The organism is Siphonobacter sp. SORGH_AS_1065, assembly GCF_030818595.1.
Lineage (GTDB): Bacteria > Bacteroidota > Bacteroidia > Cytophagales > Spirosomataceae > Siphonobacter.
Genome location: NZ_JAUTAM010000004.1, coordinates 2,963,591 through 2,977,935 on the forward strand (window position 1 = coordinate 2,963,591; position 14,345 = coordinate 2,977,935).

Annotated in this window: 10 protein-coding genes and 1 pseudogene; 6 read left to right on the forward strand and 5 right to left on the reverse strand. The window is 44.3% G+C overall.

Annotated features, from left to right (window positions below):
* Positions 1-570 precede the first annotated feature (570 nt).
* Positions 571-1,164 carry a hypothetical protein gene (locus tag QE390_RS12875; protein ID WP_307142424.1) on the reverse strand — a complete coding sequence of 198 codons (594 nt, stop codon included), beginning with the start codon at positions 1,162-1,164 and terminating at the stop codon, positions 571-573.
* A 171-nt stretch (positions 1,165-1,335) separates the two neighbouring features.
* Positions 1,336-1,515: pseudogene (locus QE390_RS24765) on the reverse strand (tyrosine-type recombinase/integrase); the annotation flags it as partial.
* Positions 1,516-2,274: 759 nt separating this feature from the next.
* On the opposite strand from QE390_RS24765, the gene QE390_RS12880 reads away from it, so the two are divergent.
* From QE390_RS12880 to QE390_RS12900, 5 genes are all read left to right on the forward strand, one after another.
* Entirely contained in the window at positions 2,275-2,970 is a 696-nt protein-coding gene (locus tag QE390_RS12880; protein ID WP_198555206.1) for a response regulator transcription factor, read from the forward strand.
* The gene (locus QE390_RS12885) at positions 2,951-4,291 is read left to right on the forward strand and encodes a HAMP domain-containing sensor histidine kinase (RefSeq protein WP_307142425.1); all 1,341 of its coding nucleotides are present in this window, start codon (positions 2,951-2,953) and stop codon (positions 4,289-4,291) included. The genes QE390_RS12880 and QE390_RS12885 overlap by 20 nt, the downstream gene beginning before the upstream one ends.
* A 202-nt stretch (positions 4,292-4,493) precedes the next feature.
* The gene (locus QE390_RS12890; RefSeq protein ID WP_307142426.1) at positions 4,494-5,684 is read left to right on the forward strand and encodes an efflux RND transporter periplasmic adaptor subunit; all 1,191 of its coding nucleotides are present in this window, start codon (positions 4,494-4,496) and stop codon (positions 5,682-5,684) included.
* A 51-nt stretch (positions 5,685-5,735) separates the two neighbouring features.
* Positions 5,736-8,897, forward strand: coding sequence for an efflux RND transporter permease subunit (locus QE390_RS12895; protein ID WP_307142427.1), 3,162 nt, complete (start codon positions 5,736-5,738; stop codon positions 8,895-8,897).
* A gap of 78 nt (positions 8,898-8,975) precedes the next feature.
* On the forward strand, positions 8,976-10,364 hold the full coding sequence (locus QE390_RS12900; RefSeq protein ID WP_307142428.1) for an efflux transporter outer membrane subunit: 1,389 nt from the start codon (positions 8,976-8,978) through the stop codon (positions 10,362-10,364).
* A 215-nt stretch (positions 10,365-10,579) separates the two neighbouring features.
* Here QE390_RS12900 and QE390_RS12905 read toward each other — a convergent pair whose 3' ends face one another.
* The gene (locus QE390_RS12905) at positions 10,580-11,116 is read right to left on the reverse strand and encodes a GNAT family N-acetyltransferase (RefSeq protein WP_106636363.1); all 537 of its coding nucleotides are present in this window, start codon (positions 11,114-11,116) and stop codon (positions 10,580-10,582) included.
* Between the two features lie 152 nt (positions 11,117-11,268).
* Here QE390_RS12905 and QE390_RS12910 point away from each other — a divergent pair, with 152 nt between their 5' ends.
* Entirely contained in the window at positions 11,269-11,814 is a 546-nt protein-coding gene (locus tag QE390_RS12910) for a GNAT family N-acetyltransferase (protein WP_307142429.1), read from the forward strand.
* 222 nt (positions 11,815-12,036) lie between these two features.
* Here the strand turns inward: QE390_RS12910 and QE390_RS12915 are convergent, their stop codons facing one another.
* Positions 12,037-12,789, reverse strand: coding sequence for a LytTR family DNA-binding domain-containing protein (locus QE390_RS12915; RefSeq protein ID WP_106636365.1), 753 nt, complete (start codon positions 12,787-12,789; stop codon positions 12,037-12,039).
* Positions 12,786-13,889, reverse strand: coding sequence for a sensor histidine kinase (locus QE390_RS12920; protein WP_106636366.1), 1,104 nt, complete (start codon positions 13,887-13,889; stop codon positions 12,786-12,788). Before QE390_RS12920 ends, QE390_RS12915 begins: the two co-directional genes overlap by 4 nt.
* Positions 13,890-14,345 lie beyond the last annotated feature (456 nt).

The window sequence follows — 14,345 nt, forward strand, 5'->3', positions numbered from 1 at the left end:
TAAAAAAAATTGAAGCAAGGTAAACTGAACGCATTAAAAGTAGTAGAAGAACAGCTAATTATCGTATATCCATCATAATGAATTTGTTTAGCTTTTTCAAATCTTTTTTCCGTTAGAAAATTTTCAAAAAAGTCAATTCTTAATTCTTTATTTACCGTTGGAAAAGGTAAGTCTTCTCTTATAAAAATGTCAGTAACCCCATATTCAGTTCTTGTCTTTTCAGTGAAATCGCCTATGTTTAATTGGGTTTATAGTATTTTCAATATTCTTTCTTGGAACTATTTCAATTTGACAATAATCGTCTTCCCAAAATGAAGGCAAATTTTCTTCATTCATTTTGGTATTTGTTTTTCGTTTAAATATTTTGTCAAATAATTCCATTGTCATTTGAAATATGTCGCTCTATAATAGTAGGTAACGGTTTAAATATTCCCGAAGGCGGGGATTTTTAGTACAAAAGTAGAATCGAAGAACGAATGTTGAACTTGGCACAAATGCCCAATCGAAGCCGTTCAGCCTCGCTTTTGACCATACCTTGTTGGCAGTAGAGTAGTTATTTTTATTTCATTTTTAAAGTCCATCTTCTCGTTCTGATAGCCATTGTCTATACTTGTTCTTATAATTCTCTTTTGTTGTAATATCTTTAAGGATAAAGTCAACGCCACCATCATACGGTGCAACAATTACATTCTTGTCAAACGAAATGAAGAACGCCCTGATATTGTCATTGGTGATTTCTCTTAAAAGGTTGTCATGATACTTTGGTTTCCAAATTGTCAGTGCAAAGGCAGGTCTGTAAATGTCTGGCTCGTCATATTCTTCAGAGTCGATTTTATTCAATTCAATATTGTCAAGCCGTACAAAAGAAAACGGTTTGAATATGTCTTCTTCGTCAGTAATGTGTATTTGTCTGTTGTCGCCACAATTATATTCTCCTGCTACAATTAAAATTGGCGTTTCAAGCCCAAATAAATCTGTAATTATTTCGTTTTGTCGTGAAAGTAGAATTTGCCATTCGCTTTCGTCTTCTGCATAACGTTTAGAATTGGGTAAATTATGAATTCTAAACCATCTTTCAGAATAGTCGTGTTTAAACAGATACGAAATCGGTACAGTGTCTGGGTAATTTAAAGTCCATAATTTTTGAAAACCTTCTTTCGTCATCGGGTCGTTTTACGATTACTGCTAACTCCCAAATATACGCAAGTTTTTGTCTTGATTTTTGAATTTATTGTTTATCCCGATATAGATAATTACTACCCTTAGGGGGGCAGTCTTATATGCCTATTATTCCTTGATCTGTTTTATGCTTAAATCATTAAAAGGGCTTTTGACTTATTCTAAAGAGCGACGGCTCACGTCGGTATATGGTAGGGTTGTCTTTAAGTTGTTGTGACCCAATAACTCCTGAATGAGCTTAATATCAGTTTCTCTTTCGTGTAGATGGGTCGCATAGCTATGCCTAAGACTGTGAAAGGTGACCCTTGTCGAATTGCAGCTATTGTCTTCGCTCGATGAAAAATCTGTTGCAAACTTCGAGTACTATAGGGTTGGTTCCCATATTGTCCTTCAAAAGCCATTCTTTGGGTTGATAGGTACGGTAATACTTTCGAAGAAGCCTAAAAGGCCTTCTGATAAGGTTACCATTCTATCCTTTTTACCTTTAGCTACCCGAATGGTTTACCATTCACTCTGATCTGAATGGATGGACGTCTTCACTCCCTGGCTGGTGTCTTCACCAGCCAATTGTAGGGATGTGGTTGGTGAAGACACCAACCACGGCGGAAAATCGAAGATGGCTGGAACTAGGAATTGTAAATCCGAAAGAGCGTAGGTTGGTGAAGACCTCCGCCCCGGCAGGTGTCTCACCAGCTGATTGTCAGAAAGAAGTGTTTGGTGAGGACACCAACCACGGTGGAAGCTCGGGCTAGGGCGTGAATCGATGCGTTACTCGACTTAGCCCCTTCTACCGCTGCTTTTTTAAAGGCATAACTATACTTCTTTTTCTTTCCCATTGCTCCTTTCAATTATTGTCTAACTTTTCGGGGGCAATCCATTGATCGCGTCTGGGTTAAAAGGCGTTCCCCTATCTTTTCACGCCACGGCTGGTGTCTCACCAGCCGATTGTAAAAGAATGTGTTGCATGAGAACACCGACCACGGCGGAAGCGGCTTCACAGAATCATTGAAAACAGCCAACTAAAAACCGAAAATCAAACTGACAGAATTTAGACAGAATTGTTTTTTTACTTCGTCCTTTAGAAATTGAATGATTATGAAAATTTTACTGGTTGAGGACGAAAAGTTGCTTTCCGACAGCATTCGCTCGGCTTTGGTTCAGGAAGGTTTTTCCTGCGAAACGGCTTTGTCCTTCTTGGAGGCCCGCGAAAAACTGACGGATAAGATTTATGACGTAGTCGTCCTGGATATCAACCTGCCCGGTGGCCTGGGCTTCGACCTCTTCGCCGATATTCAGAGCATGGATTCGCACCCCGGCGTGCTCATTATTTCGGTGCGTAACAGTCTTGATGATAAACTCAAAGGACTCAATCTGGGGGCGGATGATTACCTCGTGAAACCCTTTCATCTGGATGAATTAATCGCCCGAATTCGAAGCATCATTCGTCGTCGGCATCCGCAGGAAGAAGAGGAAATGATGTACTATAACCTGTCCTACGATCTGATGAATAACCAGGTGAAAGTCAATGGGCAGGAATTGAAATTAACCCACAGCCAGCTTCGGATTCTGTATTACTTACTGATGAACAAAAACCGCACGGTTTCCAAAGAATCGCTGTCGGACTATGTATTAAAGGATAATATCGACATGGTTGATTCATTCGATTTCATTTATACCCACATCAAAAATCTCCGGCAAAAACTGAAGAAAGAAGGCTGCGAAGTCAGTATCGTCACAATGTACGGAATGGGTTATACCTTAAAGAAAGCAGATGGCAACCAGTCAGTATAGCAAGCGTTTTATCACGAAAATCAAAAAGGTTTACATCGTAGCCTTACCCATTCTGCTGGTATTAACCATCTTGTTTAATAACTACGTTATCGATGTTTATTACCGGGTTTTTTATCGAATTCGATTTAAAAATCAGGTCGAAGAAATTGCTTCTGTGGTTAAGAAAACCGGGAAACTGCCCATTCGGGATGGCGTTGCGTATCAGTTATTACCCCCGGATGCCAAGCCGTATTCCTACTTTACCTATCAGTTTTACGACCTGGAAGACGTAAACAGTTCGTTTAATTTCTGGACGATTTTTTCGCTGAATCAACACCTGAATAATAAACGGATAAAAGAATACATCCGCACTGTTCCGGTCAAAAACCGATTGTATGAAGTAACGGTTACGGAAGTAACCATGAATGAGCCGGGAGGGCCAGAGAGTGAGGCCGTAATTTTTGCGGTGGTCTTTAGCTTAGTGCTGTTTTTTATTCTGAACTGGGCCTTTTTTCAGATCAACCTGAATCGCGTTTCGTATAACCTCTGGCGACCGTTTTATAATAATTTACGCCGGATCAAGTCCTATAATATTCGCAATAAAGAACCTCTGCTTTTACAGAAAACCAGCGTTCGCGAGTTTGAATTATTCAATCAGGCCGTGCTTGATTTTACGAATAAAACGCAATCTGCTTATAATGAGCTACGGGAATTTACCGAAAATACGGCCCACGAACTGCAAACGCCGCTAAGCATATTGCTGGCTAAGGTAGAATTGATTTTGAAGCAAACTGAGCTGAAATCCGAAGAAAGAAAAGAATTACTGGACATTAAGAAAACCATCGTCCGGCTTTCGGGCATTCATAAAGGATTGAACCTGCTTTCCCGCATTCGCAGCATTCAGTATGCCGGAAAAATTGCCAAAACGGAGCTGGAGGTCAATGACATCATCAGCGAGAGTCTGGAAACTTATGAAGAGTTAATTGAATACAGAAACCTCGAAGTCCAGCACAACAACGGCATCCAAAACCGAATCTCCTCCAATGAAGAACTGGTGCGAATCATGGTTGATAACCTGATCCGAAATGCCGTTCAGCATAATGTGAATGAAGGGAAAATTTCAATTACCCATCAGAAACAGGGCTTCGAAATCAGTAATACAGGCGTAGTCAACGAACCTATGGGGGAAGACATTTTTTCCAGATATCATACAAAATCTACCGATGATGGCCGACTGGGTCTGGGACTGGCTATTGTCGAGGCCATTTGCGAAACGCTGGAGTTTTCCTGTGTTTATGAATATCGGCATTTGCAGCATTGCATCCGTATTAGTTGGGGATAATAAAATTATAGTCTCCTGAAAATTAATAAGTAAGCAAAATCTGTCGAGAAGCGGCAAAATCCGTCAGAATCTCGACAGATTTTGTTTTTTTATTTGAACGCTGAAATCAGTGAAAACTAGTTTTAGCCGACCTGGCGAAACAAATTTTAAAGACGCTCGGTTGTAAGTCACAGAATAATACAAGTTTAATAGCCGAAGAGTAATGCATTTTATCCCATTTCGATCGCCATTTGCAAACCGTAGGATTGCCGCAGGCATTGGTCTGTTTATGTTGATTTTTGCTTTTTCCTGTGGGAAAAAAGATGAAAAACAGCAAGCGGCTCAACAGCCAGCCGCTCCTAAAGAATACCCGGTCATGACCATTGAGGCTCGTGCCACGGATATTTATACAGATTATCCGGCCACCTTGCAAGGCCAGGAGAACGTAGAAATTCGTCCCAGAATTGACGGATATATTGAACGTATTTTCGTAGATGAAGGAGCATTAGTTCGGAAAGGTCAGGTGCTGTTTCAAATCAGTGCTCCCCAATATGAACAAGATTTGCGTACGGCTCAGGCCAGCATCAAAATTGCCGAAGCTGACGTAAACGCCGCTCAGATGCAGGTAAATAAAGTAAAGCCGCTGGTAGAAAAAGATATCATCAGCCATTACGAACTGGAATCGGCGGAGTATACCCTTCAATCCAGACAGGCTGCACTGGCTCAGGCAAAAGCTACACTCGCTAATGCTAGAATTAACCTTGGCTACACGCGAGTAACCAGCCCTGTCGATGGCGTAATTGGTCTGTTGCCCCTGAAGTTAGGAAGTCTGGTAAGTCAGTCTACCACAACGCCCTTAACGACCGTAGCCAACATTGGTAACGTTTACGCTTATTTCTCGCTTAACGAAAAACAATTACTTGATTTTTTCCGGGATACCAAAGGCAACACGCTTCAGCAGAAACTGGCGACTTTACCTAGTGTGTCACTTGTGCTTTCCGATGGTTCGGTATACTCAAAGCCAGGTCGCGTAGAAACGGCCAGTGGTTTGATCAGTACTGAAACGGGTTCGGCCAATTTCCGGGCAACGTTCCCTAATACAGATGGTTTTCTACGGAGTGGGAGCACGGGTCAGGTTCGGGTTACTTCCCACATTGAAAACGCCTTGATTATTCCTCAGAAAGCTACTTACGAGTTACAGGGTAAACGTTTGGCCTATCTGGTAGCGGAGGGTAACAAAGTAAAGAGCGTGGAGATTCAGGTGAAACCAACCACCGACGGGAAGTCATTCATTGTTACGCAAGGAGTGAAAGCGGGCGACAAGATCGTAGTAGAAGGAATTACGGCTCTCCGGGATGACATGGAAATTAAACCGGGAGCAGTGAAGGCAGACACCACTGCCAACGCTCAGTAGGTTAGGAGGTAAAGGGATTCCCTGGCTAACAAGCCCAAAATCAACATTTTTATGCTTAAGAGATTTATTGAACGGCCGGTATTATCCACCGTTATATCCATCATTATTGTCATGCTGGGGATATTGGGGCTGGTAACCTTACCCGTTTCTCAATATCCTGAAATTGCTCCGCCAACGGTTCAGGTGCAGGCAACCTACACTGGGGCTAACGCGAGTGTAGTATTAAGTAGTGTGATTGTACCGCTCGAAGAGCAGATCAACGGGGTAGAAGACATGACTTACATGACTTCTACGGCTGCCAACGACGGTACCGCTACGATTACCATCTTCTTCAAACTAGGAACGAACCCTGACCTGGCGGCAGTAAACGTGCAGAACCGGGTGTCGCGGGCAACGAGTTTGCTGCCTCAGGAAGTAACCCGGGCGGGGGTTATTACCAGCAAGCGTCAAAGTAGTAACGTGTTGATTTTCACACTTTACAGCGAAAACAAAGCCTACGAACAGACGTTCCTGCAAAACTACGCCAACATTAACATTGTGCCTCAACTCAAACGGGTAACTGGGGTAGGGGATGCCAGTGCATTTGGTTTACGCGATTACGCCATGCGGATCTGGCTGAAACCTGATGTGATGGCAACGTACGGTCTGATTCCTGACGACGTTTCGGCGGCTCTGGCGGAACAAAACGTGGAAGCAGCTCCGGGGCAGTTTGGCGAAAGCAGCGATCAGTCTTTCCAGTATATTATCAAATATCCCGGTCGTTTGAAAGATCCGGCTCAGTTTGAGAATATGATTATCCGTTCAACGTCCGGCGGCCAGGTCTTGCGTTTACGGGACATCGCCCGGGTTGAACTCGGTGCTCAGAGTTACGCCAGTATTACAACGTCACAGGGGTATCCATCGGTAGCGTTGGCGATTAACCAAACGGCGGGTTCAAATGCTCAGGAGGTAATCGAAAACTCACTGAAAGTAATCAAGGAAGCAGAAAAGTCATTCCCTCCCGGGGTACATTATGCCGAGCTGCTGAATGCCAATAACTTCCTGGACGCCTCGATTGAGAAAGTAATTCACACGCTGATCGAAGCCTTTATTCTGGTATTTATTGTCGTATTTATCTTCCTTCAGGACTTCCGTTCGACGCTGATTCCCGCTATTGCGGTGCCGGTAGCGATTGTCGGTACATTTTTCTTCCTGAACCTGTTCGGATTTACGATTAACCTGCTGACGCTATTCGCATTAGTATTGGCGATTGGTATCGTAGTGGATGATGCCATCGTAGTAGTAGAGGCGGTGCACGCCAAGCTGGATGAGGGCTATACTTCCGCTCGCAAAGCATCCATTGATGCGATGAGTGAAATCAGTGGTGCCATCGTTTCGATTACGTTGGTGATGGCGGCAGTATTCGTTCCGGTAAGTTTCATCAGTGGTTCAACCGGGGTGTTTTATAAACAGTTTGGTCTGACGCTGGCGATTTCCATCATCCTTTCGGCCATTAACGCCCTGACGCTGAGTCCGGCTCTTTGTGCTATGTTCCTCAAACCGCACGATAAAGAGCATAAAAAAGGATTCATGCAGCGGTTTTATACGGCCTTCAACACGGGTTTTGATGCTGTAACTACTAAATACGCCCGTTCGGTCACTTTCCTTTCCGGTAAGAAATGGGTGGCTCTGGGTGCTATTGCGGTGTTTGCCGGAATTTTCGTCTGGTTACTTCGCACCACGCCTTCCGGTTTCGTTCCGAACGAAGATCAGGGAACCATCTTTGCTAACATCACTTTACCCCCTGCTTCTTCCGTAGAACGGACAACGGCCATTGCTAATGAAGTAGATAAGATTGCCCGGGAAATGCCCGCCGTTCGATTCACGACGCGTCTGGCTGGTCGGAGTATCATCAGTGGTAACGGGAGTTCGTATGGGATGGTAATCATCGGTTTGAAGGACTGGAAAGAACGTCCCGACCAGGATATTAACGCCGTAATCCGGGATCTTTTTGCCAAAACCAGCCATATCCGTGGGGCCGAAATCGTATTCTTCTCGCCCCCAACCATTCAGGGTTTTGGTACCAGTAACGGTTTTGAGTTACAGTTACAGGATCGAACCGGTGGAACCATTGACCGACTTTTTGAAGTGGAAAAAGACTTCATGACGGCCTTACTGAAACGTCCTGAAATTCAGTTTGCTACCACGACTTTCAACCCAACATTCCCGCAATACATGGTGAATGTAAACGTGGCCCGGACGAAAGAAGCCGGACTGACGGTGAACGCAGTATTGAGTGCCTTGCAGGGATATTTCGGTGGGGTGTATGCGTCTAACTTTAACCAGTTTGGTAAGCAATATCGGGTCATGATTCAGGCCGATCCTGCGTACCGGGCTAGCCCGTCCAGTCTGAACTCCGTTTACATTCGGAATGCGAATGGAACGATGGCTCCCATCTCGGAATTCGTAACGATGGATCGGGTTTATGGTCCAGAAACAATTACGCGATTTAACCTCTTTACTTCGGTTTCCATCACGGGTACGCCCAAAGCTGGTTTCAGTTCCGGGGATGCAATTAAAGCCATTCAGGAAGTGGCGGCTGAGAAGTTACCCGCCGGTTATGGCTACGAATTCTCGGGTATGACGCGGGAAGAAATCCAGAGTGGCGGACAGACGATTTACATCTTTATGCTTTGTCTGGCCTTCGTTTACTTCCTGTTGAGTGCTCAGTATGAGAGTTATATTCTGCCCTGGGCGGTATTGCTTTCACTGCCCGTCGGTCTGGCCGGAACGTTCATCTTTGCCCGCATTTTTGGCATTGATAACAACATTTACCTTCAGATTACAATCATCATGTTGATTGGTCTGCTGGCGAAAAATGCCATTCTGATCGTAGAATACGCCGTTGAACGCCGACGACACGGGATGGACATTGTGACGGCCGCCGTGGATGGGGCCGAAGCTCGTCTCCGACCCATTTTGATGACTTCGTTTGCCTTTATTCTGGGTCTGGTGCCTTTGATGCTGGCTTCTGGTGCGGGTGCCCTGGGGAACCGTTCCATTGGTACAGGAGCCGTTGGCGGGATGTTAATTGGTACCTTACTCGGGGTATTTATTATCCCGGTGCTGTTTATCATCTTCCAGACCTTGCAGGAAAAAATCAGCGGTTCTCCCAAGCAACTGCAAACCGAGGAAAAATCACACGCGGATCTGATGGCCGGTCAGGGACGTTAATAAGAATGAAAAAGCAGGCGAGGCGATACGTGAAAAAGGAACCTGCTTTTTCGGTCAACCATTGACATTTTAATAGATATGAATAGGAAACTTTTGTGGCAGTCGTTCGCGGTCTTCATTCTTCTGCAAGGGCTTGCTGCCTGCAAAATAACGCAGAATTATAACCGGCCTAATGTAAGTACAGAGGGCCTGTATCGGGACGGAGGCACGGATACTACCAGCATGGCAAATATGCCCTGGCGAAACATGTTTTCCGATACTACGTTACAAAACCTGATTCAGGAAGGTTTGAATAATAACCTGAACTTAAAGTCAGCAATTACCCGGATTGAAGTAGCGGAAGCAAACCTATACCAAAGCCGGATGAATTTTTTCCCGAACGTGACGGGGAATGGAACGGGGGTTTTTGCTAAGGTACCTAACGTACCCAGTTCAGCGACAGGTTTTGCCAGACGCCAGTTTCAGTTATATGCCAACGCCAGTTGGGAAGCAGATGCCTGGGGTAAATTGAGAAGTGCCAAACGTTCAAACCTGGCTTTATTACTGCAAAGCGAGGCTACGAAACGTGCGGTGCAGACACAGTTAATTGCGGACATTGCCAACGCCTATTATTCGCTTTTGGCCCTGGATGCCCAGCTCGCCATTACGCAGAGAAACGTGGACATCTGGGTATCGAACGTAGAGACGATGAAGGATTTGAAAGAGGCCGCCGTAGTAACCGGAGCCGCCGTCGTGCAAAGTGAAGCCAGCCAGTATGCGGCGGAAGTAACGATTCCTACCCTGAAGCAAACCATTCGGGAAACTGAAAATGCATTGAGCGTATTGCTGGCTCGGGCTCCCGGTGCCATTACCCGCACCACGCTGGAAGCTCAGGTACCCATGGAAACGTTAAATACGGGCGTTTCGGCTCAGTTGCTGGGTAATCGTCCGGATGTACAGGCGGCGGAATATTCGTATCGGAGTGCCTTTGAAATAACGAACGTAGCCCGGACGTACTTCTATCCATCATTAACCCTGACAGCCAACGGAGGTCTTTCGGCTCTTTCACTGGGCGGTTTATTCTCAACAACATCCATCTTTGGTAACCTCGCGGCGGGTATAGCTCAGCCTATTTTTGCCCGGGGAACCAACAAAGTGCGTTTACGGACAGCCAAGGCCGATCAGGAAAACGCTTTGCTGAACTTTCAGGGAACCTTATTAACCGCAGGTCAGGAAGTATCTAATGCATTATTTGCCTATCAAACGGCTACGGAGCGTGCTATGATTCGCGGTCGTCAGTTGAATTCCCTGCAAAAGTCAGTGGATTATACGAAAGAGTTATTAAAATACAGCTCAGCCAACTATACCGAAGTTCTGGTAGCTCAGCAAAGCCTGCTGTCGGCAGAATTGAGTAGCGTCAGTGATCGGCTACAGCAATTGCAATCAGTAGTGTCGCTATATCGGGCACTGGGCGGTGGCTGGAAATAGAACTATTAGTTTTATAGGTGTATAGTTAAAAAGTCTGGTGGTTTTCCGCCGGACTTTTTTGTTGAAAAGGCCTAATAACAACCAGGTAGAGATGCGATTCATCGCGTCTGGGCAGCAAACAGTTTTGCTAATTATGGGCAGTTCGTGATTAGTTAGTCCACGTTTCCAACGCGGATCCTGAGAAAAGCGTCTGCGACGTCTCCAGCATCCTACGGTTAAACCCATTCACTTTTCAGCTTCGAGTAAACCACAATATCCACGTATTGCCCGTGGAGAAATTCTGCTTGTCGGGAAATGCCTTCTTTGGTGAACCCTAAACGCTCAGGAACGGCCTGACTTTTAGTGTTCCCTATCGCACACTTAATCTCGATTCTATTTAATGGTAACTCCTCAAAACCGAACTTCAACAAACGCTGGGTAGCCTGAGTAATGAGGCCCTTACCCTGGCTGGAGGGGGCAATCCAGTACCCGATTTCTCCACTATGGTTTTGTGTATCAATCTTATAAATCCCGATTCTTCCGACTACTGTATCGTTTTCTTTAATAACAAAGGCAAATTCTCCTCCGTGTTTGCTTCGTAGCTGGGAAGCGTCTGCGTAGTTATCAAAAAAGGAAGGAGCCCGGACCAAGCCGACCCAGGGTAACCAGGGACTGAGATAGTTTTTGTTTTCCGTTACCAGTTGAAAAATAGATGAGCTATGAACCCTATCGAGTGACTCAAGGGTAAGGTCTTGATTAATTTGAAGAATCATCGATAGTGTTTTCAAAAATGAAAAAAGAATGTAAAATAAAAAGTTGCGATAACGTCTCAATGTAACAAATATTGGAAGTAATCGCTATACTTGTTAAGTATCAAATACGGTAAAAGGTGTTTGTCTATTGAACGAATAAGACGTAGCAGATTATGGCAAAGACAGATCAAAAATTAACCTTTATTATAAGGAAATCATGTCTGGAAGATAGTATGGAAATAGTAAGCCTATACAAAAATGTAGCACGAAATAAAGGAGGATTAGCTCGAGAAGAAGATGAGATAACGCAAGCTTACGTAGAAAATTTTACGAGGAAATCGATTGAAGATGGGTTACAATTTGTGGTGATAGACCAATCGAAAGAAAACCGGGTGGTTGGAGAAATTCATTGTTACAAGCCAGAACCTAAGGTATTTAAACACATTTTAAGTGATCTCACAATTGCGATAGATCCTGATTATCAGGGTATGGGGTTAGGTAAAAAGCTATTTGAAACCTTATTGGAGTTTGTATCTAACTATAAACGAGATATACTAAGAGTAGAACTATTTGCCAGAGAGTCTAACTCGAAAGCTATTGATATGTATACGAAAATAGGGTTTGTCAGGGAAGGACGTTTGAGAAACAGAATAAGGATAGACACTCATACTTTTGAATGTGACATCGTAATGGGGTGGACCAATCCTAAATTTGAATGAAAAATTAGGTAAGGGGATTTCAAATTTGAAAAATTGCTTTGCTGTAAAAGCTTTCGGGTTACGAATGATTACTAGCAAAATCTACTGTTTTTCTGGCCTTGTCTGCTAAGTAATCAACAGATTATGGATGGATTGATAAGTGATCTTTTATAACATACATAGCTGTTATACACTATTCTGTCTGATAGGACGTGCCTGGTTAATTCCTTGAATGGAGGTATTTTATCGCCCCAGCCAATTCTTAAAATCAGTAATGCGGTCACCGCTCACAAATACTTCTGCCCGTGCTTCGGGTTTTAACTCCAGTTTTAGTTTGCCCGCTGAGTAGGTATGAATGGAGTCAATGGATTGAAAGGCTACCAAAAACTGCCGATTCACCCGAAAAAAACGAGACGGGTCCGTTACCTGTGTCAGTTTGTCGAGACTCAGTTCCAGCGGTAACTTTTGTCCGTCGTGGGTAACCAGAAACGTGATTTTTTCTTCTGAAAAAAAGTAAGCAATCTGATTGATCTCAATACTATGAATTTTCGTACCGATGGACACCATGAAGCGGGTTTTATATTCCGTTTCCTGGGGTTTCTGAATCAGTTGAAGAATGTTCTTCAGATCGGGGGCGGGCTGGCGTAGCGATTTAAACTTATCCAAAGCCGCTCTTAGCTCCTCAAAATCAATAGGTTTTAATAAATAATCTACACTGTTTACCTTAAAGGCCTGAATGGTATATTCGTCGTAAGCCGTGGTAAAAATGACCGGGACTTTCAGCGAAATCTGATCAAAAATGGCAAAAGCCAGCCCATCTTCCAGGTGAATATCCATGAAAGCCAGATCGGGAGCAGGGTTTTCACTAAACCACTCTACCGCCTCTGAAACCGAAGGAAGTTTCGTGATAATTTGAATCGACGAATCGTATTTATGGATGAGATTTTCCAGCCGATCAGCGGTCAGATACTCGTCTTCAATAATGACTACGTTCATGCTAATAAGGGAATTTTAACGACAAATGAATCTCCAATATGTCCGTACCAGACCGCGTGGGTTGTTAGCAGGCTATAACGAGCCGTAATGTTTTTTAGCCCTAACCCGGTAGATACTTCCGGCTGTAGGCGAGGGCGATAGCCATTTTCAACGATCAACTCCTGATTTTCAATTTTGATAGAAACCGTTAACGGCTCTTTGCTGGACATGCGAGTATGCTTGACGGCATTCTCAATCAGTAATTGCAAGGTCAAGGGAGCAATTTTATAGAGTTGCTGAGCGGATTCCGGCACGTCAATCTGGACGCTAAACTTCTCCCGAAAACGGATTTCCAGTAAGAAAGCATACGACTGAATGAACTCAAGTTCGGTCTTCAAAGACACCAAATCGTTATCCTTCTGCTCCAGAATATAGCGGTACGATTTGGAGAGCTGGGCAATGAATTTCTCTGATAAGTTGGCATCAATGTGTACCACTGAAGACAGAATACTCAGGCTATTGAAGAGAAAGTGAGGATTAACCTGATTTTTCAGAGCTGCAAACTGAGCCTGCACGTGTTCTTTTTCCAATCTCTCGGAACGAAGCTGTATTTCCTGCACCCGCTGAGTAGCCCGCACTGCCGCGATAAGGTAAAAAGCAGTAAGCATAATCATCACCGAAAGCCCGTTGTTTGCCCGAACTACCAAGGCCCACATTTCGGCAGAACGTTTGGGCATGGGTGTGTTTTGTGGAGGGAAGACATGAAAAATGGCTTCCATCGCGATGCGAAGACTTTTATGGAGGAAAAAATTAAAAAGGAAGGCTAGCACCAGCGACACCAGCAACGAAATGATTTGGGGCTGAAGCTTAAATTCCAGTAGGTAATTTTCACCAAAATAATTAAAAAATTTGAGCTGAAGCCAATCGGTAATGCTCAGCCAAATATAGAAGAGACCGAAAGAGATCGTGAAAAAAGGAAGAGCGAACCGTAGTTCATGATAGAACCGATCCATGGTTAACAGTGGGTCGGTCGTAGTCGCGTAAATCACGGTTAATGTATAGATTAACGCGAGACTCAGCGATAGCTGCCACTTTTGGATGGATGTCAAACGATTCGCCATGGGGTTGCTTTCAAAGTTTTGGGAGATTAGAGGAAGTCCGACCTTACTCCCCTACAAAAATCAGGTACAGCAGATGTATTTGAAAATCATAACCGACGAATGACGAGTTGAGTCGGATGAATCGGGAATTTAGAGGGTTCGGAGTTTAGCGTTTTGAGCGGCCGCCGCTGCGGTTTTGAGTTTTGAGTTTTGTGTTTTGTGTTTTCAGTTTTCAGTTTTCAGTTTTCAGTTTTCAGTTTTCAGTTTTCAGTTTTCAGTTTTCAGTTTTCAGTTTGGGAAGAAAAACCTGTAAAGGTAGGGAAGAGGTTTGTAAATGAGAATCATAACCCCGGAGGGGTTCAACATGAGTAGCCCCGGATGTAATCCGGGGTAAACGTTGGAAGGGCCCGTACGCCAATCTCCCACCGTGGCTGGTGTCCTCTCCAGCCACGGTGGAGGTAGGGGAGTTGATTGAAA

What these genes read in the sequence shown, in the direction of transcription:
- QE390_RS12875 (WP_307142424.1), bottom strand. Translation starts at nt 1,164, where the DNA reads ATGACGAAAGAAGGTTTTCAAAAATTATGGACTTTAAATTACCCAGAC.
- QE390_RS12880 (WP_198555206.1), top strand. Translation starts at nt 2,275, where the DNA reads ATGAAAATTTTACTGGTTGAGGACGAAAAGTTGCTTTCCGACAGCATT.
- QE390_RS12910 (WP_307142429.1), top strand. Translation starts at nt 11,269, where the DNA reads ATGGCAAAGACAGATCAAAAATTAACCTTTATTATAAGGAAATCATGT.
- QE390_RS12895 (WP_307142427.1), top strand. Translation starts at nt 5,736, where the DNA reads ATGCTTAAGAGATTTATTGAACGGCCGGTATTATCCACCGTTATATCC.
- QE390_RS12905 (WP_106636363.1), bottom strand. Translation starts at nt 11,116, where the DNA reads ATGATTCTTCAAATTAATCAAGACCTTACCCTTGAGTCACTCGATAGG.
- QE390_RS12885 (WP_307142425.1), top strand. Translation starts at nt 2,951, where the DNA reads ATGGCAACCAGTCAGTATAGCAAGCGTTTTATCACGAAAATCAAAAAG.
- QE390_RS12890 (WP_307142426.1), top strand. Translation starts at nt 4,494, where the DNA reads ATGCATTTTATCCCATTTCGATCGCCATTTGCAAACCGTAGGATTGCC.
- QE390_RS12900 (WP_307142428.1), top strand. Translation starts at nt 8,976, where the DNA reads ATGAATAGGAAACTTTTGTGGCAGTCGTTCGCGGTCTTCATTCTTCTG.
- QE390_RS12915 (WP_106636365.1), bottom strand. Translation starts at nt 12,789, where the DNA reads ATGAACGTAGTCATTATTGAAGACGAGTATCTGACCGCTGATCGGCTG.
- QE390_RS12920 (WP_106636366.1), bottom strand. Translation starts at nt 13,889, where the DNA reads ATGGCGAATCGTTTGACATCCATCCAAAAGTGGCAGCTATCGCTGAGT.